This window comes from Variovorax sp. H27-G14, from assembly GCF_046156345.1.
GTDB lineage: Bacteria > Pseudomonadota > Gammaproteobacteria > Burkholderiales > Burkholderiaceae_C > Variovorax.
In genome coordinates this window covers 731,928-755,148 of sequence record NZ_JAYLVN010000003.1, presented here as the reverse complement: position 1 = coordinate 755,148, position 23,221 = coordinate 731,928, and the positions used below count along the sequence as shown (strand labels likewise).

General features: G+C 69.4%; 11 protein-coding genes. 6 read left to right on the top strand and 5 right to left on the bottom strand.

Annotation, left to right across the window (positions count from 1 at the left end; all coding sequences use genetic code 11):
* Positions 1-225: 225 nt before the first annotated feature.
* From VLK31_RS12520 to VLK31_RS12500, 5 genes are all read right to left on the bottom strand, one after another.
* Positions 226-2,868 (bottom strand): AAA family ATPase, encoded by a 2,643-nt coding sequence (locus VLK31_RS12520; protein WP_409168713.1) that lies wholly within the window; start codon positions 2,866-2,868, stop codon positions 226-228.
* Positions 2,865-4,007 (bottom strand): exonuclease SbcCD subunit D, encoded by a 1,143-nt coding sequence (locus tag VLK31_RS12515; RefSeq protein WP_409168712.1) that lies wholly within the window; start codon positions 4,005-4,007, stop codon positions 2,865-2,867. The genes VLK31_RS12520 and VLK31_RS12515 overlap by 4 nt, the downstream gene beginning before the upstream one ends.
* A gap of 162 nt (positions 4,008-4,169) precedes the next feature.
* Positions 4,170-4,343, bottom strand: a complete 174-nt coding sequence (locus VLK31_RS12510) for a hypothetical protein (protein WP_409168711.1) — start codon at positions 4,341-4,343, stop codon at positions 4,170-4,172.
* 120 nt (positions 4,344-4,463) lie between these two features.
* Complete coding sequence (locus VLK31_RS12505; protein WP_409168710.1) at positions 4,464-5,192, bottom strand: peptidoglycan DD-metalloendopeptidase family protein; 729 nt, start codon at positions 5,190-5,192, stop codon at positions 4,464-4,466.
* Between the two features lie 212 nt (positions 5,193-5,404).
* Positions 5,405-6,268: a class I SAM-dependent methyltransferase gene (locus VLK31_RS12500; RefSeq protein ID WP_409168709.1), complete on the bottom strand. Its 864-nt coding sequence runs from the start codon at positions 6,266-6,268 to the stop codon at positions 5,405-5,407.
* Between the two features lie 622 nt (positions 6,269-6,890).
* Here VLK31_RS12500 and VLK31_RS12495 point away from each other — a divergent pair.
* From VLK31_RS12495 to VLK31_RS12470, 6 genes are all read left to right on the top strand, one after another.
* The gene (locus VLK31_RS12495; RefSeq protein ID WP_409168708.1) at positions 6,891-14,369 is read left to right on the top strand and encodes an amino acid adenylation domain-containing protein; all 7,479 of its coding nucleotides are present in this window, start codon (positions 6,891-6,893) and stop codon (positions 14,367-14,369) included.
* Positions 14,366-19,372 (top strand): amino acid adenylation domain-containing protein, encoded by a 5,007-nt coding sequence (locus VLK31_RS12490; RefSeq protein ID WP_409168707.1) that lies wholly within the window; start codon positions 14,366-14,368, stop codon positions 19,370-19,372. Before VLK31_RS12495 ends, VLK31_RS12490 begins: the two co-directional genes overlap by 4 nt.
* A 2-nt stretch (positions 19,373-19,374) precedes the next feature.
* Positions 19,375-20,151, top strand: coding sequence for a 4'-phosphopantetheinyl transferase family protein (locus VLK31_RS12485; RefSeq protein WP_409168706.1), 777 nt, complete (start codon positions 19,375-19,377; stop codon positions 20,149-20,151).
* Complete coding sequence (locus VLK31_RS12480; RefSeq protein WP_409168705.1) at positions 20,148-20,975, top strand: serine aminopeptidase domain-containing protein; 828 nt, start codon at positions 20,148-20,150, stop codon at positions 20,973-20,975. Before VLK31_RS12485 ends, VLK31_RS12480 begins: the two co-directional genes overlap by 4 nt.
* Entirely contained in the window at positions 20,968-21,894 is a 927-nt protein-coding gene (locus VLK31_RS12475; RefSeq protein WP_409168704.1) for a hypothetical protein, read from the top strand. Before VLK31_RS12480 ends, VLK31_RS12475 begins: the two co-directional genes overlap by 8 nt.
* Positions 21,895-21,982: 88 nt before the next feature.
* The gene (locus VLK31_RS12470) at positions 21,983-23,209 is read left to right on the top strand and encodes a polysaccharide biosynthesis/export family protein (protein ID WP_409168703.1); all 1,227 of its coding nucleotides are present in this window, start codon (positions 21,983-21,985) and stop codon (positions 23,207-23,209) included.
* The last annotated feature ends 12 nt before the right edge of the window (positions 23,210-23,221 follow it).

The following is a 23,221-nucleotide window of genomic DNA, read 5'->3' as shown; positions in this document are numbered from 1 at the left end:
CGCATCGACATGGTGATAGTTGCCGTGGATGTGGCCATCGCTGTACCTCGGATCCAGAAGCTGGACCGGGCCAACGATGCGACATTTCTATTTAGTCAAAACACGACATTACTAATCAGCCACTACATCGGTAACGCACACAATGTGCGTTATGTTAAATAATAGTTGCGGATCCTGAAGCAAGGTAAGTCAGCCTTCCCTTGAACAACAAGGAAGGCTGAAACCCTAAGGAATGCTCCGCGCCACCACCCCCAGGTCGCGCCAGGCTTCCGGATGGCAACTCAATATCAAGATCTGGTGCCGCGTAGCCGCGTCGTACAGCACGCGCTTCATCTGCCCCAGGCGCTCTTCGTCGGTGTGCACCAGCGCATCGTCCAGGATCAGCAGCGTCGGCTTGTGCGCTTCCTTCAGCAGATCGGCATAGGCCAGGCGCGCCACCACGCCCATCTGTTCGCGCGCGCCCACGCTGAGCTCCTCGAACGCGCCGCTTTGTGCACCCCGCACGCCTTGTCGCGTGATTCGTCCCGGTGACAGGTCATCGCCGACCTCGACCTGCGCCCCCGGAAAAAGAATCTGCAGGTAGTGGTCCAGATGCTTCTGCAACGGCGCGCGCAGCCGGCGTGCCAGCGCCGAGCGCTTGTCGCGCAGCAGCTTCAGCAGATGGTCCAGCGCCTTGGCGTGGCGTTCCAGCTCCGTGCACCGCCGCGCAACGTGGTCGACATCGCGCTGCTTTTCCGACGCAATTTCTTCCTGCCCCAGCGCGCCCTTGGTTTCGAGTTCGACCTCCAGGCGCGTGATGTCGTTGGCCCGCTGGCTGTGCGCCGACTCGGCCTGCCGGGTGCTGCGCTCCAGGCGCTCCACGTCCTGCACCAGCACCGGCAGGTTGACCGTGCGCAACTGCTGCGCCAGTTCCTCAGCCTTCTGCGCAATGGCCGACTGCTGCGCCAGCGCATCGGTCAGGGCTTCGCTGGCTTCGCGCTTGCGGCCGGCGCGCATCGGGTCGGCCAGCGTCGTCTTCACGGCCCGCAGTTCGTCATCGGCGGCCTTGACCTGCTCGCGCGCATTGCCGGCCTTGACCTTGGCCTCGTTGAGCGCCGCGGAGGCCGTCTCCAGCGCGGCGCGGGCGGCGCCCTCCTCCGACTCGGCCTGCGCGGTCGTGGGCACGGGCGTGTCCGGCGCGAGCGCCATGGCTTGCAGCACCGCCCTGGCCTCGGTCAGCCGGGCCTCGCGCAAGGCCACGTCGGCGGCGAGCGCGCCCAGGCCCTTGGGCGCCAGTGCCGACAGCACGGCTTCCGCCGCGTTGGCTTCGCTTTTGCGCAAGGCATGCAGCCGCACGCGTTCTTCCACGGCCGCCACGCTGTCCGCGCGCAGCGCCTGCAGCAGCGCGGCCAGTTCGTCGCGGGCCCGGTCGCGCTCCACGCCCAGGCTCTCCAGGTCGGTGCCGCCCGGCAGCACGGTGATGCGGCCGACGCCTTCTATGTCGATCTCGGTGCGCGCAATGACGGTCTGGCGCACCGCGCCAGCAACATCGGCATCGACAGCAACGCCACCCACGCGCACGCGCGCACCGGGCTGCAAGTCGAACGCCAGCGCGGTCGCCACCGCATCGAGCCGGGCCTGCGCGGTGCGCAGCATGTCGGCGGCGCGCTGCAGGCGTTTCAGCTCGCCGTCTGGCACGGCCAGCGCCTGCGCGTCGGCCTGCAGGCGCGTCACCTTGTCTTGTTCGCCCTTGGCCTTGTCCAGGTTCTGCGCCAGCGCGGCAAGCTGCTCTGCCAGGCTCTCCACGGTCTTGTCCTGCGCAATGCGCGCGGCGGCCTGGCGGGCCAGCCGCAAGGTGTTTCGCGCAGCAGCATCGGCCTGCGACGCGGCCGCATGGCGCGGCTCCCAGGCCTGCAGTTCGCCCAGCGCCTTCTCCAGGCCTTCCTTCACCGTGGCCAGGTTGTTCTCGCGCTGCACGACCGTGGCTTCTTCGCGCTCCATCGACTGAAGCTGCGTGCGCCATGAGCCGACCTGCGCGGCAATTTGCTTGAGCGCCGCGTCCTGCGCGGTCTTGCGCTCGGCCAGCCCCTTGCCGTCGCTCAGGCGCTGCTGCGCCACGCCCAGTTGCTCGCGCAGCGCCACCCAGGGCCGCGCCGCGTCGTCGCGCTGGTGCTCGCGCCGCAGGCCCGCCAGCCGGTCGACCCCGGAGCGATAGGCCTCGATGTCCGCGTGCAGCCGCGCCAGTTCGGCTTCGAGCTCGGCGCGCAGTTTCAGTGCGTCTGCATAGGCGCCGCGCGGCGCACCGCCCGCGGGCGTGAGCAGTTCGTTGCGCTCGGTCTCCACCGTCTTGAGCACCGCATCGCCCTGGCTGGAGGCCAGCTCGCCCAGCGATTCGCCCAGCGCATTGCGCAGGTGGTCGCTGGCGTGGCCGACGGCGCTGGAAATGTCGTGCGGGGTGCCCTGCTTGATCCACAGCAGCCCCGGAATGCCCATGTGCTCCGGCGAGCTCGCGCCCTTGCCGGGAAAACGAAAGCCCAGCAGCGCTGCCAGGTGGTCTTCCGCCACCGCGCCGTCCATGGCCTTGCCGTCGATCACCAGCTCGCAGCGCTTCTTGCCCAGAAAGGCCTTGGTGAGCTTGCAGGGCTTGCCGTCGAGTTCGAAGTCGAGCTCCACCGTGGGCGTGGCTGTGCTCTCGCCCCACGGCCTCAGGTGCTCGACCGCGCTGGAGCGATGGCGCTCGAAGAACGCGGCGCGAATGGCTTCGGCGATGGTCGACTTGCCCGACTCGTTGGGCGCCGCGAACAGGTTCAGCCCGTCGGTGAAACCGTCGATTTCCATCGGCGCGCGGAACAGCTTGAAGTTCTCCACGCGCAGGCGTTGCAGCTTCATGCGCCGGCTCCCGTCTGCTTGCCTTGGGCACCTTGCGCGCCTTGCGCATCGAGGATGCGGGCCAGCGTCAGCAAGGCGTCGCGGGCCAGTTCCGCGTCGGCATCGGCTTGCTGCGTGCGCAGCTCCTGCAGCGCCTCGCCGACGAAACCGTCGGCATGCAGCGCCTGGATGTCTTCTTCGGTCGGCTCCAGCCGCAGCGCTTCACCGTCCCACACCAGCGCACGGGCGCGGGCGCGCGCGGCATCCAGTGCCGCGCTCAGCTTGCCGTGGCCACCCAGGTCGCAGCTGCCGAGCGCGCGCAGTTGCAGCACGTCCTGCCCGCCGACAGCCGCCAGCTTTTCCACCAGCTCGTCGATGTCCGAAGCCACCGTGAGCCGTGGCTCCAGCTGCTGCCACGAGAACTGGCCGGTGCGCACCGGCTCAACCTGCGGCAAGGCGCCGGCACCCGCAATGGACACCAGCAGCGCCTGGCCCGAATCGTTGGCCCGGAAGCGATCGGTTTCGGGCGTGCCTGCGTACCAGGTGCGCTCGTCGATCTGCCGCGTGCCGTGCCAGTCGCCCAGCGCGAGGTAGTCGAGGCCGGCCTCGCCTGCCCGGCCCGCCGCAATCGGGTTGGCCGAATCGATGTCTTCCGACAGGATGCCCTGCACGCACCCGTGCGCCAGCCCGATGCGCGGCAAAGCGCTGTCGGTGGGCGCGGACGCGAACCAGTCGGTGAGGTCGCCATAGGTGTGGCGCTGCGTGAGCGGCGCGGGCAGCAGCACGAACTTGCCCGCCACGGTGTGCGGCCTGGGCTCCAGGCAGCACACGACGTTGGGCGGAATGGCGCCCAGCCGCTCGGCGCGGCGCCAGACCGATTCGCTCAGCGCGGAATCGTGGTTGCCCGGAATCAGCAGCCATGGGCCGGTGAAGGCCTGCATGGCATTGAACATGCGCCGAATGGTCTTGTCCGACACGGTCTGCAGGTCGAACACGTCGCCTGCGACCAGCACGGCGTCGACCTGGCGTTCGGCGGCAATGGCCGCCAGCCGTTCGACCACCTTGAAACGGGCCTCGAACAACGCGGCTGCGTCGTCGGGCTCGAACTGCGAGAACACGCGGCCCATCTGCCAGTCCGCTGTGTGGAGCAAAGAAATCATGCGTGGCCCTCCCCTTGCCTCTCGCGTCTTCCGGAATTCAGAACAGCGCGCATCTTAGAGGGCTCGCGGTGCCGCACGCACCGCGCGGGCTGCACCTGCCGGGAGGTGCCGTCAGTGCTGACAGTGTCGGCAGTGCCGACAGCGCCTGCAGCGCCTGCAGCGCTAGACGCGCGGCGCGGTGCCCGCCGCGCACTCGTCGACCAGCGCGGCCGACTGCGTCACCTGCTCGGTGATCTGCGCCTGCCATGCGCAGCGGAACGACGCCTGCAGAAACCATTGCGTTCCCAAAGCCGCGGCAACCCCGCCAACGACGAACATCCAGTGCGTGAGCTCCATGCAGGCCCCCTTCCAACAGAGTGAGGGCGCGAGTCTGCGCAGTTCGCGGCCCTTGCGATATCACCAATTCGTGGGAGGCCGTTTGCCAGATGCCACACGCGATGCGCAAGAGCGAAAAGGTCAGCGCGCCGTCAGGTACTGGCGCGGGGCGACCGCGTTGCCGCGGTAGCGAATTTCGAAGTGCAGCTTGGTGCGGGCACCCTCTGCGCCACTGCCACTGCCACCCCCGATGTCGGCGATCTTCTGGCCCCGCTCCACCCGCTGCCCCTGCTTGACCAGCACCGTGCGCAGGTTGGTGTAGACCGACATGTACGCCCCGCCGTGGTCGACCATCACCACGCTGCCGTAGCCGCGCAGCATCTCGGTCACGGCCACCTTGCCCGCGCCCATCGACACCACCGGATCGCCCGGGTTGGCGGCAATGTCGATGCCCTTGTTGCTCGAGCCGTTGAAGCTTGCGATGACCTGCCCTTGCGCGGGCCAGCCCCAGTCGCCGCGGCGCGACGCGGGCGGGGCCACGGGTTCGGGCTCGCGGGGGCGCGACGGCGTGGCGCGCTCGGTATCGGCGTTGCGGGCGCTGCGTGCATTTCGGGAGCTGAGGACAGGTGCCGAAGCCTCGGGCCCGGTGCCCGCCGATGCGCTTGCCGCGCCGCCCGGCGGTGCCACGCGCAGCAACTGACCGGCCTCGAGCTTGTCGGGGTCCTGCAGGTTGCTCCAGCGGGCGATGTCGTTGGCCGAGCGGCCGGTTTTGGAGGCGATGCGAAAGAGCGTGTCGCCCGGCTGCACCACGTACTCGCCGGGGCCCGCCACGGGCGCCTTGGGCGACGTGGAGCACCCTGCAATTGCCAATGCGGCGGCAAGTGCGATGCCCGCGCGCCAGCGTCGGCCTGAGTTGTCTGTGTTGCCTGTACTGCGTGTATCGCGTGTACTGCCTGCACTGCATATCCCTGCTGCTGTCACAACCACTGCTGGAGTCCTTCCTGGAAGCCCTGGATAGCGCGCCCCCGTTGCCCGGGGTCGCGTTCGAAGAATCCGGGGAGGCTACCAGCAGTCGCGCGGCGTCAGTGCGTCACGGTTTCGGCGTGGGTGTGCGGTGCTGGGCGCGCGACCATCGGCGGCTTTTCGGCCACGCCGCGCTTGTTGGCAATGCACATGAGCGACAGCGCGCTGGTGGTGGCGCCCGGGTCGCGGCCCGACAGCGCATTGCCCACGCGGTACTTCCACTGCGCCGGGCCGACCTGCCCGCGCAGCGCCGCCGCGCCGATCTGGTGGTTGTGCGCATGCACGCTCACCTCAAACCCCAGCGGCTCCAGCGTCGACTGAAAGAACTCCCTGGTCACGCCGTCGCCGGGCCGGTGGTGCACCTCGGTGCGCAGCCCCCATGACTGCTGGGTGCCGGTCTTGTGAAAGCCGTGCCGCGTCATGCGATACACCCACAGCCGCGCGTCCCACATGAACTTGGCCAGGCCCTTGTAGTCCCAGGCGGTCAGTTGCGGGTCGTGGTCGGTGATGAGCAGCCCGCCGGGCTTCACCAGCCGCGCACCCTCGCGCAGCACCGCGTCCATGTCGTCGCAGTGGTGCAGCGACGCATTGATGACCACGATGTCGGCCACCTCGGAGCGGAACGGCGTGTGCGCCGCGTCCGCCAGCACCGCCGTGTAGCCCAGGCGCGAGGCCAGCGCCAGCGAGCCCGCGGCCACGTCCACGCCCACCAGCAGGGCCGGCTTGCCGCCCAGCGTGGCAAACACGTTGCCCGGCCCGCAACCCAGGTCGATCACTGTCTTGCCCGACCAATCTCCACCGGCGGCAAGCCAGCGGCTGCGGAAATGTTCGTCGCGGTGACAAAAGTCCAGATATTCCTGCGCCCAGCCTTCATTACCGAAATAAGTGGCATTGGCGAGCAGTGCTTCCGAATTGTTCGGCATATCCCATTCGTAATAGAAATCGAAATGGTGAAGAACTACGTTGGGTAAAAGGATGTCGCTGAACATATCGGCCCTTCGGTTGTATTGATTTTTCCAGGCACGGAAGCACCACGAAGTCTTGGCCGATTTCCTGTTTTGTACAGTTCTTTTTTATCCGGTTACAGACTGCTCAATTAAATAACAGCACGGAATCGGGGCGATGTTTCATTTTGCGGGCACCGCGGCCGTGCGTTTTACGCATGACTCCCAGTGAGGCGCGTGCACCAACCAAGGCCCGCGGGCCGCGCGCGGGGTACACCGGGTTTGCCCCCGGCTGCCCTGCGCATCTCCCCATGAGTACCTCACCTCGGATGGCTGTTTTACCGTCCTGAAGCAAGCTGAGTAGTCGCTCGCTTCTTTAAAACCACGCATCAGTTACCTTGAACGTGACAGTTCGGGTAGTACGTTTCCGAAATAACCTTGTCTGAATGTAACGTAGACCAAAAGGCCTCACATTCGACGAAACAAAGCTCCTAGGATCGGGTCAACAAAAAGAAGCAGATCAGATCTACAGGGCCAATTGAACAAGCGTCATTTTCGCTTGCTTGATTAATTCCATCGTATTTGTTCGTCGGGTAATTACATGGAAATTCAAACTGTTTCGGCAGCGCAGCGAGAGGCACCCGACCTGGTTCTGGGTGATCTTTTCGTGGCGCGCGTCAACCCGGCTGTCTTGTCCGCCCGCCATACGGGCGCGCTGTATCTGGTGCACCCGCCTTCCGCAGGGCTGCTGCCCGGCACCCTTCTGCACAACAACCTTCTCCCCGACACCGTCTTTGCCGGCGCCTGGCTGCTGCTGCAGTCCCGCTGGCTCGGCACCCTCTGGCCCGTGCTGCACGAAGCCGGCCGCGCCCAGCACTGGTCGACCACCGTGGCCTACGACGCCACGCGCGCCGCCGGCGACTGGCTCAGCGAGCTCGACATGGCCCGCCGTGCCGCGCCCGCGTCGGCGCGCGGTGCCGGCCAGGCGCAGTCGCTCTGGCTGCGCGAGGACATCGGTGCTTCCTATACAGGCGACGCCACTCCCCTGCGCCTGCGCTTCGACGCCGCACAGGCCTGCCTTCACATCGACGCCGCCACCAGCCTGATGGACGCGGCCTCGCTCGATGCCCTGCTGGCCGCGCTGGCCGACACCGCCGCCGACCTTTTCGCGCGCCCCGACGCAGCCCTGAGCGACATCCGCACGCTGGCCCTGGCAGACAGCCGCCACCAGCTCACCGACTGGAACGCGCCCGTGTCGCCACTCGACCGCGCGCTGACCGTGCCCGGCGTGTTCGCCCGCCAGGCCAAGGCCACGCCGGACGCCGTTGCGCTGGCCGAGGGCGACACGCTGATGCGCTATGCCGAGCTGGACGCCCGCTCCGACGAACTCGCCCACCGGCTGCAGCGCCTGGGCGTGCGCAGCGGCGACGCCGTGGGCATGCTGCTGGAGCGCTCGATGGCTGCCGTCGTCGCGCAGCTCGGCATCCTGAAGGCCGGCGCCGCCTACGTGCCCGTGCCGACCGACTTTCCGCCCGAACGCATCGCCTACATGCTGGGCGAGGCGCGCGCGCACCATGTAGTAACCACGCAGGCGCACCACGCCCTGGTACCCGCGGCGCACGGCGAACACGCTGTTCTGCTGCTCGACGAATATGCGGACAAGGCAGACCGCAGTGCTTGGAATCCGCCGGTCATCGACGGCGAATCGGTCGCCTATGTGATGTACACCTCGGGCTCCACGGGCACGCCCAAGGGCATCGAGATTTGCCACCGCGCCATCCTGCGGCTGGTGGTGGGCGTGGACTACGTGGCGCTCGCCCCGGGCCGCGCGGTGCTGCATGCCGCGCCGCTGGGCTTCGATGCCGCCACGCTCGAGGTGTGGGGCCCGCTGCTCAACGGCGGCTGCTGCGTGGTGCATGAAGAGCGCGTGCCCACCGGCCCCGGCCTGGCGCGCACCGTGGCCCGCCACGACGTGCACACCGCCTGGCTCACCGCCGCGCTGTTCAACGCCATCGTCGACGACAGTCCGGCCCACCTGGCCGGCCTGCGCCACCTGTTCACCGGCGGCGAGGCGCTCTCGGTGCCGCATGTGCGCCGCGCGCAGGCCGCGCTGCCGGGCCTGCTGCTGAGCAATGGCTACGGCCCCACCGAGTGCACCACCTTCGCGGCCACGCACCGCATTCCCTCTCCCCTGCCGGACGACCTGCGTTCCGTGCCGCTCGGCCACCCGATCAACGACACCGTGCTGCGCGTGCTCAGCCCGTCGATGGCGCTGCTGCCGACCGGCCTGGTGGGCGAGCTGTGCATCGGCGGCCACGGTCTGGCGCGCGGCTACCTGCGCCAGCCAGAACTCACCGCGCAGCGCTTTGTGCCCGACCCCTTCGGCGGCCCGCAAGACCGGCTCTACCGCACCGGCGACCTGGTGCGCTGGCTGGAGGACGGCACGCTCGAATTCATCGGCCGTCGCGACGGCCAGGTGAAGATTCACGGCCACCGCATCGAGACCGGCGAAGTCGAGGCCGCCCTGCTGGCGCACCCCGGCATTCAGTCTTGCGCGGTGCTCGCGCGGCCCGATGCCGCCGGCCAGCTGCGCCTGGTCGCCTATCTGGTCGCGCGCTCGCAGAAGGTGTCCTGGGACGCCCTGCGCACACACCTTGCAGCCCGGCTGCCGGCCGCGCTGGTGCCCACCGCCCAGGTGTGGCTGGCGCAATTGCCCGTCACGGCCAACGGCAAGCTCGACCGCAAGGCCCTGCCAGAGCCCGCCGGCGAGCGCCCCGACCTGGCCCAGCCCTTCGAGGAAGCCCGCGACGCCGCCGAGCAGCAGGTGTGCGACGCCTTTGCGCGCGCGCTGCGCATCGACAAGGTCGGGCGCAACGACAACTTCTTCGACCTGGGCGGCGACTCGCTGCTGGTGCTGCAGGTGCTCGGCGAGCTGCAGCGCGGCAACGGCAGTGGCACTGCGCTGTCGACCAATCTTTTTTTCCGCAATCCCACGCCAAAAGCAATGGGTGCGCGGATGCAGCCGGCGGGCGATCAGCCCGCCACCGCCGCTGCGGCAGGTTTTCAAGCACGACCTGTCGCGGCGGCCCCCATTGAAACCGCGCCGTCATGGACGGGTGCGAACCCAAACGACGCCGTCGCGCTCATCGGCACCGCCGGGCGCTTTCCCGGCGCGGCCGACGTCGAGCAGTTCTGGGCCAACCTGGTGGCCGGGCGCGACACCATCACCTTCTTCGACGACGCCACGCTGGACGCTGGCGTGAGCCAGGCGCTGCGCAGCGACCCCTCTTACGTGCGCGCACGCGGCGTGATCGACGGCATAGAGAACTTCGACGCCGCCTTCTTCGGCATCAGCCCGAAAGAGGCGCAGCTGATGGACCCGCAGCAGCGCGTGTTTCTGGAGATCTGCTGGGAGTGCATCGAACGCGCCGGCTACGTGCCCGACGCGGCACCCGGCCCAGTGGGCGTGTACGCCGGCATGTACAACGCCAGCTACTTCCAGCGCCACGTGAGCACCCGGCCCGACCTGGTAGAGCCGGTGGGCGAGTTCCAGGTGATGCTGGCCAACGAGAAGGACTACATCACCACGCGCGTGGCCAACCGGCTCAACCTGACCGGCCCGGCCGTCAGCGTGCACACCGCCTGCTCGACCTCGCTGGTGGCCGTGGCCCAGGCCTTTCATGCGCTGCGCACGGGCCAGTGCTACATGGCGCTGGCCGGCGGTGCGTCGGTCACCTGCCCGCCGCGCAGCGGTTACCTCTACAACGAGGGCTCGATGCTCTCGCCCGATGGCCACACGCGCAGCTTCGACGCACAGGCCCAGGGCACGGTGTTCAGCGACGGCGCGGCCGTGGTGCTGCTCAAGCGCCTGGCCGACGCGCAAGCCGACGGCGACACCATCTACGCCGTGCTGCGCAGCGCCGCGGTGAACAACGACGGCGGCGCCAAGGCGAGCTTCACGGCGCCCAGCGTGGACGGCCAGGCCGCGGTGATTCGCGCCGCGCTGGCCGCAGCCGACATCGACGCGCGCAGCATCTCCTACGTGGAGGCGCACGGCACCGCCACGCCCATGGGCGACCCGATCGAGGTCGAGGCCCTTGCCGTGGCCTACGCCGAGCACACCAATGCGCTCGACTTCTGCACCCTGGGCTCGCTCAAGAGCAATGTGGGCCACATGGTCACCGCCGCGGGCGCGGCCGGGCTCATCAAGACGGCGCTGGCGTTGCACCACGGGGTGATTCCGCCGACCGTGCACTTCAACACGCCCAACCCGGTGATCGACTTCGCGCGCACGCCCTTTCGCGTGAGCAACCAGCTGCAGCCCTGGCCGCGTGCCGACCTGCCGCGCCGCGCGGGCGTGAGCTCTTTCGGCGTGGGCGGCACCAACGCGCACGTCATCGTGGAAGAAGCACCGCCGCGCGCGCCATCGCCCGTGGCCACCGGCGTGCAGCTGCTGTCGCTGTCGGCCCGCTCGGAGGCCGCGCTGGCCGTGGCCACCGAGCAGCTTGCCGTGCACCTTGCGATGCAGCTCGATGCAAGCCTTGAAACAGGCACGGCAGCGCAACCCCTGGCCGACGTGGCCTACACGCTGGCCGTCGGGCGCAAGGCCCACGCCTTCCGCCGCGTCGTGGTGGCCGGCGACACGGCCGGCGCCATTGCCGCGCTGCGCACCGCCGATTCGCCCTGGCGCGCCAGCGGCCGCACCGCCACGCGCGCCCCGCAACTGGTGCTGATGTTCCCCGGTCAGGGCGCGCAGTACGCCGGCATGGGCCAGCACCTGCATGCCGCCGACCCGGTGTTCGCGGCCGCGTTCGACGACTGCATGAACGCCTTTGAAGGCGCGGTCGATTTCGACCTGCGCGCGCGCATGTTCTCGGCCGACCCGCAAGCGCTGGCACCCACCGCCGCCACGCAGCCGGCCCTCTTCGCGCTCGAATACGCGCTGGCCCGCCGGGTGCTGTCGCTGGGCGCACGGCCGCAGGCGCTGATCGGCCACAGCGTGGGCGAGTTCGTCGCGGCGGTGCTGGCCGGCGTGATGCGCCTGGAAGACGCTGCCCGGCTCGTGGCTAGGCGCGGCGCGCTCATGCAGGCCCAGCCGCCGGGCGCGATGCTGTCGGTGCGAATGAGCGCGGCCGAGCTGCAGGCGCGCCTCGGCTCGCAACTGTCTCTGGCCGCTGAAAACGGCCCCACCGCCTGCGTTGCCGCCGGCCCCTTCGAGGCCATTGCCGCGCTGCAGGCCAGCCTGGAAGCCGAGGGCATTGCAACCCGCGCGCTGCAGACCTCGCACGCCTTTCACTCCGCCATGATGGACGGGGCCGTCGCGCCCTTCGAGGCCCTGGTGAACGGCGTGGCGCTGCAGGCGCCGCACACGCCCATCTTCTCGACCATGACCGGTCGCCTGCTCGAAAGCGCCGAGGCCACCAGCCCGACCTACTGGGCGCAGCACCTGCGCGGCACGGTGCATTTTTCGCCCGCGGTGCGCAGCGCGATGGCGCAACTGGCCAACCCTCTGTTCGTGGAAGCCGGCCCGCGCAACGTGCTGGCCACGCTGGTGCGTCAGCACGGCGCAAGCCAGGTGGTGTCACTGCTGCAAGGCGAGCCGGCCGACGAAGCCCGCACGCTGCAACTGGCGCTGGGCCGCCTGTGGGCCTGCGGCGCGGAAGTCGAACTTTCGCGGCTGTGCGCGCGGCCCGGCGCCCAGCGCGTGCAGTTGCCCACCACGCCTTTCGAGCGGAAGCGCTTCTGGGTCGACATCGCACCCGCTGCGGAGCTTGCAGCCCCCTTCCCCTTGCCCTCCTCCACCGCGAGCGCGCCTGCCGTTGCCGCGGCCCCCGTCCCCGTTTTTTCTGTTTCAACCATTCCATTGGAGCCGACCGTGACCGCTGCAACGCCATCGCCACTTCCTCCTTCCAGCGTGCCCACGTCGTCCCTGGACACGCGCCTGCGCACCCTGTTCGAAGACATCTCCGGCATCGACATGGCGCAGGCGGAAGGGCATGCGTCCTTCGGTGAGCTGGGTCTGGACTCGCTCACGCTCACGCAGGCGGCCACGCAGATCAAGAAGCACTTCAAGGTGAACCTCAGCTTTCGCCAGCTGATGGAAAACTACCGCAGCTTCGATGCGCTCTCGGGCTTCCTGCGGGCCAGCCTGCCGCCAGAAGTTGCGGCGCCCGCAGTGGCCGCGCCCGCCGCCCCGGCGCATGTGGCGGCGCCCTCCGCCGTGGCCATGCCGCAGGCCGCTGCGCCACAACCCATGGCCATGCCGGTGTACATGCCGATGCAAGGCAGCGTTTCGGCTGGCGCCCCGCTGAACCAGCTGATTTCGCAGCAAATGGAATTGATGCGCCAGCAGCTCGCACTGCTGTCGGGCGCGGCGAATGCGGCCCATGCCGTGCCGATGATGACCGTGCGGGCCATGCCGATGCAGCCCGCGCCGCAGCCTGAAGCGCCGCTGCCCATTGCTGCAGAAAGCCTCGCAGCGGAAGCGACACCCACGTCCACGCCCGCCACCCAGGAGGCCGTGCGCTACGACGTCAACAAGGCCTTCGGCGCCATCGCCCGCATCCACACCCAGCGCACCAGCGAGCCCAGCGGCCGGCAGAAGGCGCGGCTCGCGGCCTTCATGCGCCGCTATGTGGAGCGCACGCCAAAGAGCAAGCAGTTCACCGAAGACAACCGCACGCACATGGCCGACCCGCGCGTGGTCAACGGCTTTCGCCCGGTAACCAAAGAGATCACGTATCAGATCGTCATCGAGCGCTCCAAGGGTTCGAAGATGTGGGACCTGGACGGCAACGAGTACGTCGACGCGCTCAACGGCTTCGGCATGAACATGTTCGGCTGGCAGCCCGACTTTGTGCAGGACGCGGTGCGCAAGCAGCTCGACCTGGGCTACGAAATTGGCCCGCAGCACCCGCTGGCGGCCGAGGTCACGGCGCTGGTCTGCGAGCTCACCGGCCACGACCGCGCCGGCCTGTGCAACACCGGCTCCGAGGCCGTGATGGCCGCGCTGCGCATTGCGCGCACCGTCACCGGGCGCAGCACGGTGGTGGTGTTCACCGGCTCCTACCACGGCACCTTCGACGAGGTGCTGGTGCGCGCCGGCAAGGCGGGCAAGGGCCTGTCGGCCGCGCCGGGCGTCATGAGCGGCATGTTCGGCGACATCCGCGTGCTCGACTACGGCACGCCCGAGGCGCTGGCCTTCATTCGCGACAACGCCGACGACCTGGCCGCCGTGCTGGCCGAGCCGGTGCAAAGCCGCCGGCCCGACTTTCAGCCGCGCGAGTTTCTGCACGAGGTGCGCGCCATTACCGAGCAGCACGGCTGCGCGCTGATCTTCGACGAGGTCATCACCGGCTTTCGTGTGGGCCTGGGCGGCGCGCAGGAACTGTTCGGGCTGCGCGCCGACATGGCCACCTACGGCAAGGTGATCGGCGGCGGCTTTCCGGTGGGCGTGATCGCGGGCAAGCGCGAGTTCATGGACGCGCTGGACGGCGGCCCCTGGCAGTACGGCGACGACTCCATTCCCGGCGTGGGCGTGACCTACTTTGCCGGCACCTTCGTGCGCCACCCGCTGGCGCTGGCCGCGGCCAAGGCCTCGCTCCTGCACCTCAAGGAGGCCGGCCCGGCGTTGCAGGCGGGCCTCAACACCTCTACCGCCACCATGGCCGGGGAACTGTCGGCCTGGTGCAAGGAGGTGGGCGCTCCCATCGAGATCAGGCACTTCTCCTCACTGTGGCGCGTGAGCTGGCTCGAAGACCACCCGCTGCAAGACCTGCTGTTCGCCATGATGCGCAGCCGCGGCGTGCACATCCTGGACAACTTTCCGTGCTTCCTCACCAGCGCGCACAGCGCCGAGGACATCGCGTTCATGCAGAACGCCTTCAAGGAATCGGTGGGCGAGATGCAGGAGTCCGGCTTCCTGCCGCGCCGCGCCGCCGTGGTCACGGGCTTCGACATTCGCAAGCCGGTGGAAGACGGCTCGGTGCTGGCCCGCGACATCGACGGCCAGCCCTTCTGGTACGTGCCGGACAACGCCACCCCCTCACACCACCTGCTCAATGGAAAGGCCGCAGCATGAACGCCGTTCTCAAACCCACCGCAGCCGGTGGCGTCATCGAAAGCATTGTCGCGACGACCGAGTCGCAACGCGAAGTGTGGCTTGGCGCAACGCTGAGCACCGAGGCCTCGATGGCCTACAACGAATCGGTGCTGCTGCGCATGCGCGGCCCGCTCGACAGCGCCGCGCTGGGCCGTGCCATGGCCTCGCTGGTGGCACGCCACCAGTCGCTGCGCGCCACCATCTCGCCGGACGGCAGCTGCATGCTGGTGAGCCACCCTGAAGGCGACCCGCTGTTGCAGCAAGACCTGAGCAGCCTGTCGATCGAAGCCCGCGCGCTGGCGCTGCAAGACGCCCACACCTCGGCGGTGTGCACGCCGTTCTCGCTGGAGCACGGTCCGCTGTTTCGCGCGGTGCTGTTCAAGCTGGGCGACGCGGAGCATGAACTGGTCATGTCCGCGCACCACGTGGTGTGCGACGGCTGGTCCTGGGCGGTCATTGCCGAGCAGTTGGGCCACCTGTATGCAGAGCAGACCGGCGTGGGCCTGAAGCTCAAGCCGGCACCGCTCTTTGCCGCGTTCTCGGCCGAGGAAAGCGCCGAGGCCACGCACCCCGACATGCAGGCGCATGTCAACTACTGGCTGGAGCGTTTCTCCGGCAGCAGCCTGCCGGTGCTCGAGCTCCCGCTGGACCGCCCGCGCCCCGCCACGCGCACCTTTCACTCGCGCCGCGCCGAGCGCCTGCTCGACCGCCGCCTGGTCACCGCCCTGCGCGCCACCAGCGCCAAGGCCGGCGTGAGCCTGTTCACCGGCCTGCTGAGCGGCTTCGTGGCCACGCTGCACCGCCTCACGGGGCAAGACGACATCGTGGTGGGCATTCCCGCATCGGGCCAACTGGCGCGCGACATGCCCGCGCTGGTGGGCCACTGCGTCAACCTGCTGCCGCTGCGCCTGGCCGCCAGCGCAGAGCTGCGCTTCGACGCGCTCATGGACGAATGCAGCACCGCCGTGCTCGACGCCTTCGACCACCAGGCGCTGACCTATGGCGCACTGCTGAGCCAGCTCTCGCTGGAGCGCGACGCGAGCCGGCTGCCGCTGGTGAGCGTGGCCTTCAACGTCGACCCCGACGTGGCCGCCAGCGCGCAGGCCTTTCCGGGCATCGACGTGACGCAGGACACCATTGCGCGGCAGTACGAGAACTTCGAAATCTTTCTGAACCTGCGCCCGCTCGACGGCGGCCTGCAGATAGAGGCCCAGTACAACACCGACCTGTTCGACGAGGTCAGCGTGCAGCGCTGGATGGACATGTACGCCTGCGTGCTGCAGTCGGCCGTGCAGAACTCGGGCGAGACCATCGGCCGGCTCGAAGTGCTGTCCGCCGAAGGCGCCCGTGCGCTGCTGGCGCTGCAACCCGCGCGCGTGCCGCTGCAAGGCGAGCCGCTGGCGCATGCCGGTTTTCTGGCGCGCGTGCCGCGCCAGCCCCACCATGCGGCGGTGCGCGACGGCGCGCGCAGCTGCAGCTACGCGGAGCTGCATGCGCAGTCGAACCGGCTGGCGCATGCACTGCGGGCACGTGGCGTGCGCCGCGGCCAGCACGTGGGCCTGTGCCTGGAGCGCAGCCTGGAGATGGTCGTCGCGATGCTGGGCATCCTGAAGGCCGGCGCTTCTTACGTGCCGCTGGACACGGCGTTTCCGCAGGCCCGCCTCGACTACTACGCCACCGACGCCAAGCTCAGCCTGCTGGTCACGTCGTCGGACATTGCCGCCGCACCGCGCGACTGGCGCGCCGACGCCGGCGAGCGCATCTTCGAGATCGACCGCGACACCGCCTGGCGCCAGGGCAGCACCGAGTCGCTGGCACCCAGCGCCGACGACGCCGGCCCGGACGACGCGGCCTATGTGATCTACACCTCCGGCTCCACCGGCCAGCCCAAGGGCGTGATTGCGCACCACCGCGGCGTGGCGCACCTGCTGCAGTGGATGGAGCGGCAATCGGGCGTGGGCCCGGACGACCGCATCGCAGCCGTCACCACGCTGTCGTTCGACATGGCCGTGCCCGACCTGCTGCTGCCGCTGGCCGCCGGCGCCGAGCTGGTGATGGTGCAGCGCGAAGTCGCCATGGACGGCAACCGCCTGTCGAAGACGCTCGACGAAGAAAAAATCACCCTGCTGCAGGCCACCCCCGGCATGTGGCAGGTGCTGCTGGACGCGCAATGGCGCGGTGCCCCGGGCTTTCGCGGCTGGACCGGCGGCGAGGCCCTGCGCCCCAGCCTGGCGCTGGCGCTGTGCGAGCGCATGGAAGGCCTGTGGAACGGCTACGGCCCGACAGAAACCACGGTGTATTCCACGGCCTGGCGCGTGCGGCCCGAAGAAATTGCCACCCGCGGCGTGGCCATCGGCCAGCCGGTGGACAACACCGAAATCTGGATCCTCGACGCCAACCTGCAGCCCTGCCCCGTGGGCGTGCCGGGCGAAATCTGCATTGCGGGCGAAGGCGTGTCGCTGGGCTACCTCGACCGCCCGGAGCTCACCGCGGAGCGTTTTGTCACGGTGCGCGTGCTGGGCACGCCGAAGAAGATGTACCGCTCCGGCGACCGTGGCCGCTGGCGCAACGACGGGCTGCTCGACCACCTCGGGCGGCTCGACTTCCAGGTGAAGGTGCGCGGCTACCGCATCGAGCCCGGCGAGATCGAGGTGCGCTGCTGCGAGGTGCCGGGCGTGTCGCGCAGCGTGGTCGTGGCCCGCGAAGACCATCCGGGCGATGTGCGCCTGGTGGCCTACCTCGCCCTCACACCGGGCGCGAGTTTCGATCTGGACGCGCTCATGGTCCATCTGCGCAAGCACCTGCCGGCCTTCATGCTGCCGCAGCACGTGGTCACGCTGCCCGCCCTGCCCTGCCTGGCCAACGGCAAGGTCGACCGCGTCGCGCTGCCGCCACCGCAGGCCGTGGCCCGCAACGAAGTGCGCCGCGGCGCCGGCCCGCGCAACGAGCATGAACGCAAGGTGCTCGCCACCATGGAAAAGGTGCTGAGCCTGCCGGGCCTGGACCTGCGCGACGACTTCTTCACCATGGGCGGCCATTCGCTGCTGGCCGCGCGGCTCACCACGCTGCTGAGCCGCGAGTTTCAGGTCACGCTGCCGCTGCGCTCGCTGTTCGAAGCCCCCACGGCCGAAAAGCTCGCGCTGGTGGTGCAGGGACTGCAGGGCGCGGGCGTGGGACTGGAGGCACCCATCGGCCTGGCACCGGTGCGCAGCAGCGCGCCGCTCACCATGCCGCAGGAGCGCATCCGATTCATGGAAGAGCTGCACCCCGGCCGCTCGGTCTACAACGCGCCTTCCGCGCAGCGCCTTACCGGGCACCTGGAGGCCACGCGCTTCGAGGCCGCGCTGCGCGAAATGATTCGCCGCCAGCCGTCGCTGCGCACCCGCATGGGCGTCGATGCGCAGACCGGCGCGCCGGTGCAGTTGATTTCGCAGTCCGTGGAATTCGCCCTGCCGATGGTCGACCTGCGCGGCCTGCCCGCCGACCAGCGCGAGGCCGAGCTGGTCGAGCGCATGCAGGAGCTGGCCGACCGCCCCATCGACATCCACCAGGCGCCGATGGCCCACGCCACGCTGTTCCAGCTGGACGACAACGAGCATGTGTTCATGTTCGTGCCGCACCACCTGGTGTGGGACGGCTGGTCTTTCGACCTGCTGCAGAGCGAGCTCTCCGCGCTGTACGACGCGGCCGAGCGTGGCCGCCCGCACACGCTGCCCGCGCTCACCACCACCTACGGGGACTATGCCGACTGGCTGGCCGCGTGGATGGACGGCCCCGCCTGCGAAGAGCAACTGAAGTTCTGGCGCGGCCGGCTCGAAGGCGCCAAGGCCGCGCGCATGCCGCGCACCGACATGCCGCGCCGCGCCGGCAAAAGCGGCCAGGGCGGCGCGCACTGGATCACCATCGACCTGCAGAGCACGCAGCGCCTGCGCGACATCGCACGCGACATGGACGTCACGCTCAGCATGCTGACCTTCGGTATCTACGCGCTGACCATGGCACGCGTCATCGGCACCGACAGCATCGTCATCGCCAACCCGGTGCGCGGGCGCCAGCAGGCCGAGACGGAAGACGTGATGGGCTTCTTCAACAACGTGCTGCCGGTGTCGCTGAGCGTCGACCTGGCGCAGCCGCTGCCCGCGTTCATGCGCTACGTGAAGCAGGAGCTGCTGTCGATGATGAACAACCAGCAGGTGCCGTTCGAGCGCCTGATGGCCGAGCCGGGCTACGCCAGCCAGATCAAGACCTCCGGCCCGTACCAGGCGATGTTCTCGTTCCAGGACGCCCGCGAGCGCGCCCGCTCCATCGGCAGCCTGCAGACCCGCCAGATGCATGTGATGCAGCACGGTGCCACCGACGACATCGGCGTGTGGCTCATGGACAAGCCCTTCGGCCTGGAAGGCGCGTTGATCTACAACGCCGACGTGTACCTGCGCGAGACCGGTGCGCAACTGCGCGAGCGCTACCTCGAAGTGCTGCGCCGCGTGGCACAAGACCCGAACGCCACGCTGGCCGAAATTGCCGACACCGAAGGCTCGACCAGCGCGCTGTACCTGCGCAAGCTGGCCGCGGTGGAGCCCGACAAGAGCGTGCAGGTTGCCGCCGAGGCCGAGACCGCCGGCGCGCCACGCAAGGCCCGCCAGACCCTGCTGAACCCGGAGCACGCGCCGCTCGCGCAGATCTGGGCCGGCGTGATCGGCATCGACGTGGACGACATCCGCGCCAGCGACAACTTCTTCGACCTGGGCGGCGACTCGCTGCTGGTGCTGCGCGCGGTGCAGCAGGCCGCGCAAGCGCTGGGCCACCGCGTGGAGCCGCGGCGCTACCTGTTCGAGAACCTCGGGCAGATCGCCTCGTCGCCGCGCAGCGTGCCGGAGGGCGTGCCTTCGGACCTGGCGGAGCTGGCCGCCGGCACGGCCGCCAATGCGCAACGCGGTGGGCTGCTCAGCCGCACGTTCGGCAGCTGGCTGCGCAAGGGGTGAACATGAGCAGCTCTGCCCACGCACTCTCCATCGACGCGCCGCTGTGCCGGTACGTGGACCTGGACAGCTTCACCGACCTGTTGCCCGCGCAGCTCCTGTCGGCCGAGGAGTGCGCGCGCGCCGCGAGCTTCCGGTTTCCGGCAGACCGGCAGCGTTTCGTGGCCGCGCACGTCGCGCTGCGCCAGGCATTGGCCGAATACACCGGGCTGCACAGCGCCGCGCTGCGCCTGAGCACCGGCTCCTTCGGCAAGCCTTCGCTGTCGGGCCACACGCGCACCCAGTTCTCGCTGAGCCACAGCCACGGCCTGGCGCTGATTGCGGTGGGCGGGCGCGGCCCGCTGGGCGCCGACGTGGAGCTGCTGCGCCCCATGCCGGATGCCGAGGCGCTGGCCGCCGAGCACTTCACGCGGCGCGAGCAGGAGGCGCTGGCCGCCACGCCGGCGCATGAACGCGACCTGGCCTTTCTGACCTGCTGGACCCGCAAGGAGGCGTGCCTGAAGGCCGTGGGCGTGGGCCTGCTGCTGTCGCCGCAGAGCTTCGAGGTGGGCGTGACGCCGGACTGCCGCAGCGTGGAGCTGTCGGTGGCCGGGCGCATTCTGTGGCTGGTGCTGCGACCGGCGCCCGCGCGCATGGACTGCGTGGGCTCGCTGGCCGAGTGGCGCCAGACCGAGGCGCGTGCAAGTGCGTCTGGTGCGTCGGTTGAATCAGGTGCATCAGGCGCGCTCGGTGCGTCAAGCGCCACAAGCGCATTCGGTCGGTTGTCGGAGGCCCACGCATGACGCACGCCACGCCCCTGATGTTCGGGCCGGCCTCGCGCCAGGTCTTCGGTGTGTTCCACCCGGCCGAAGAAGGCCAAGGCCACGCCGAGAACACCGCCGTGCTCTTCTGCCCGCCGTTCGGTCAGGAAGGGCTGCGCACGCACCGCTTTTTCAAGGTGCTGGCGGAGCGCCTGGCGCGCACGGGCATTCCCACCCTGCGCTTCGACTTCTACGGCTCGGGCGACTCGCCCGGCGAAGAAAGCGAAGGCGAGCTCGACGGCTGGCGGCGCGACCTGTGCTCGGCGCACGAAGAGCTGCGCCGGCGCGCGCCGGGTGCCTCCATCGTGTGGATCGGCGCGCGCCTGGGCGCCACGCTGGCGGTGCTGGCCGCGCGCAGCGGGCGCTGCGACCCGGTGCGCCTGGTGCTGTGGGAGCCGGTGATCGACGGGCGGCGCTACGGCCGGCTGCTGCGCGAGCAGCACGTGGCGGCCATCGACACCACCTTCTGCATTCCCGACCTGGCCTGGCGCCGCAGCCTGACGCAGGCGCCCGACGACCTGCCGGAGGAAGCGCTGGGCACCCTGCTCTCGCCCGCCCTGCGCGCGCAACTGGCGGCGCTGGTGCCCGAGTCGCTGCCCCTCACCGCGCTGCACGACACGCTGGTGCTGGCCGGCCCCGACGACGAACACACCGCGCAGTGGGCCGCCGACCAGCAGTCGCGCCACATGCCGGTTCGACTGGCGTATTTCAGCCACCAGCTCGACTGGACGTCCGACCCCTACCCCAACAGCGCGATGGTTCCGGCCGATGCGCTCAACCGCCTGCAGGGAGCGCTTCATGAATGACACGACACAGACCCCGGTGCGCTTCGGCCCCGGCAACGCCCTCATGGGCATGCTCACCACGCCCACCCAGCAGGCCCCTGGCGACGTGGCCTGCCTGATGTTCAACATGGGCGCCAACCACCGCGTGGGCCCGCGCCGCATCAACGTGAAGCTGGCCCATGCGCTGGCCGCGCGCGGCGTGAGCAGCCTGCGCTTCGACCTGGGCGGCATCGGCGACAGCGACGCGCTGAACGGCGCGCCCGACGTGCAGACCCGCGCGGTGCAGAGCCTGGAAGCCGCCATGGACGTGGCCGAGCGCACGCTGGGCGCGCGCCAATTCGCCATCGTGGCCATGTGCTCTGGCGTGGAGCAGGCCATGGGGGTGGCCGCCAACGATGCGCGCGTGGTGGCCCTTTCGCTGTTCGACGGCTTTGCGTTTCCGCAGCGCCGCTCGCGCTGGGAGCGTGCGCTGCGCCGTGCGCTGGCCGCGCCCGCGCACCCTGCCTTTCCGGGCAAGGCCAAGCGCTGGCTGCAGCGCCACCTGCTCAAGAGCCATTCGACCAAGCCGCTGCCCGGCTTCTTCACCGAAAGCAAGCCGATGGAGAGCAACGAGGCCTGGTTCGGCGCCACGCTGCAGCGCCTGGTCGAACGCAAGGTGGCGGTGCAGTTGCTGTATTCGGGCTCGCTGCATGTGTGCGACCGCGACCGCGACCAGCTGGGCGCGTTCCGCCATGCGCCGTTCACGCAAGCGCTGCAGTACGAGTTCATGCGCGAGGTCGACCACACCGTGTGCACCGAGCGGGGCCAGCAGCTGTTTCTGGCGAGCGTGGGCGACTGGGTGACCGACCGCTGCTTCGGTGCCAGCACCGAGCGGCGCAACACCAGCCGCACCACGGCCGGCGCGGAGTGCGCCATGCCCACCACCTGGGCGGCGCCCTGAGGCACGCCCGGCCATTGCGTTCATTCCCCGAGTTCACCCACAGCCCCACCCACAAAGCCACTCACAAATGGCCGTCAAGGAGATCACCATGAAACGCCTAGATCCTGCGCAGCAGACATGCGGCACGCACCCCCTCTTGCACAGCGTGGCGCGGGCCCGGGTGCGGGCTCAGGCGGACGACCGGTTGCGATGGCTGGGCATGGCGCTGTTGCTGTCGCTCGGCCTGTTCGCGCTGTCGGGCTGCGCGCCGGGCTTCGGCACGCCGGCCGCGTTGGGCTTCACCAGCACCACCGGTGACAGCACCGCGTCGGCCGAGAGCAGCAAGATCATTCCGATCACGCCCGACCTGATTCGCGCGCAGATCGCGCAGAAGCCCAAGGCCGTGAGCGAAGGCGTGAAGCGGCTGTTTGCCACGCCGCCCGTGTACACCATCGGGCCGGGCGATGTGCTGGGCGTCATCGTCTACAACCGGCCCGAACTGCTGCCCAACGCGGGCGCGGTGATTGCGCAGCAGTCGGACCCGACCGGCGTGAGCGTGGCGCCCGGCTTCATCGTGGGGGCCAACGGCGAAATCAGCTTTCCCTACATCGGCCGCGTCAAGCTGCAGGGGCTGACCGAAACAGGCGCCTCCGAGCTGATTGCCGGGCGCATCAAGACCTACATCAAGGACCCGCAGGTCACGGTGCGCATTCAGTCGTTCCGCAGCCAGCGCGCCTATGTGCAGGGCGAGGTGCGCACGCCGGGGCTGCAGATCTTCACCGACATTCCGATGACGCTGTCGGAGGCCATCAGCCGGGCTGGCAGCTTCACCACGGTGGGCGACCGCTCGCGCATTTCGCTGACCCGCGGCGGCGTGACCACGGTGGTCGACCTGCCCACGCTGGAGTCGCTGGGCTTTGACGGCAACGGCATTGCGCTGCGCAACGGGGACATCGTGAACGTGGGCACCCGCGAAGACAGCCGGGTGTACGTGATGGGCGAAATCAGGGCGCCTTCGGCGCTGCAGATGCGCATCAACGGCCGCCTGAGCCTGAACGAAGCGCTGGGCGACGCCGGCGGGCCCGACCTGCTGTCCTCCGACCCCGGCCAGATCTACGTGGTGCGCAACGCGCCCGGCAACCCCGACGTGCAGCAGATCTTCAACCTCAACGCGAAGAACCCGGTGGCGCTGGCGCTGGCCGACCGCTTCGAGCTGCTGCCGCGCGACGTGGTCTATGTCGACCACGTGCCGCTGGTCACGTGGAACCGCGTCATCAGCCTGATTCTTCCGGCCGCCCAGGTCGCCAACCTCAGCCGCGACACCGCTCGGCGGTGAGTGCCCCTTACC

Excerpts from the sequence above, each read along its gene's own strand:
- VLK31_RS12520 (WP_409168713.1), bottom strand. The coding sequence starts at position 2,868 with ATGAAGCTGCAACGCCTGCGCGTGGAGAACTTCAAGCTGTTCCGCGCG.
- VLK31_RS12515 (WP_409168712.1), bottom strand. The coding sequence starts at position 4,007 with ATGATTTCTTTGCTCCACACAGCGGACTGGCAGATGGGCCGCGTGTTC.
- VLK31_RS12510 (WP_409168711.1), bottom strand. The coding sequence starts at position 4,343 with ATGGAGCTCACGCACTGGATGTTCGTCGTTGGCGGGGTTGCCGCGGCT.
- VLK31_RS12500 (WP_409168709.1), bottom strand. The coding sequence starts at position 6,268 with ATGCCGAACAATTCGGAAGCACTGCTCGCCAATGCCACTTATTTCGGT.
- VLK31_RS12495 (WP_409168708.1), top strand. The coding sequence starts at position 6,891 with ATGGAAATTCAAACTGTTTCGGCAGCGCAGCGAGAGGCACCCGACCTG.
- VLK31_RS12490 (WP_409168707.1), top strand. The coding sequence starts at position 14,366 with ATGAACGCCGTTCTCAAACCCACCGCAGCCGGTGGCGTCATCGAAAGC.
- VLK31_RS12485 (WP_409168706.1), top strand. The coding sequence starts at position 19,375 with ATGAGCAGCTCTGCCCACGCACTCTCCATCGACGCGCCGCTGTGCCGG.
- VLK31_RS12480 (WP_409168705.1), top strand. The coding sequence starts at position 20,148 with ATGACGCACGCCACGCCCCTGATGTTCGGGCCGGCCTCGCGCCAGGTC.
- VLK31_RS12475 (WP_409168704.1), top strand. The coding sequence starts at position 20,968 with ATGAATGACACGACACAGACCCCGGTGCGCTTCGGCCCCGGCAACGCC.
- VLK31_RS12470 (WP_409168703.1), top strand. The coding sequence starts at position 21,983 with ATGAAACGCCTAGATCCTGCGCAGCAGACATGCGGCACGCACCCCCTC.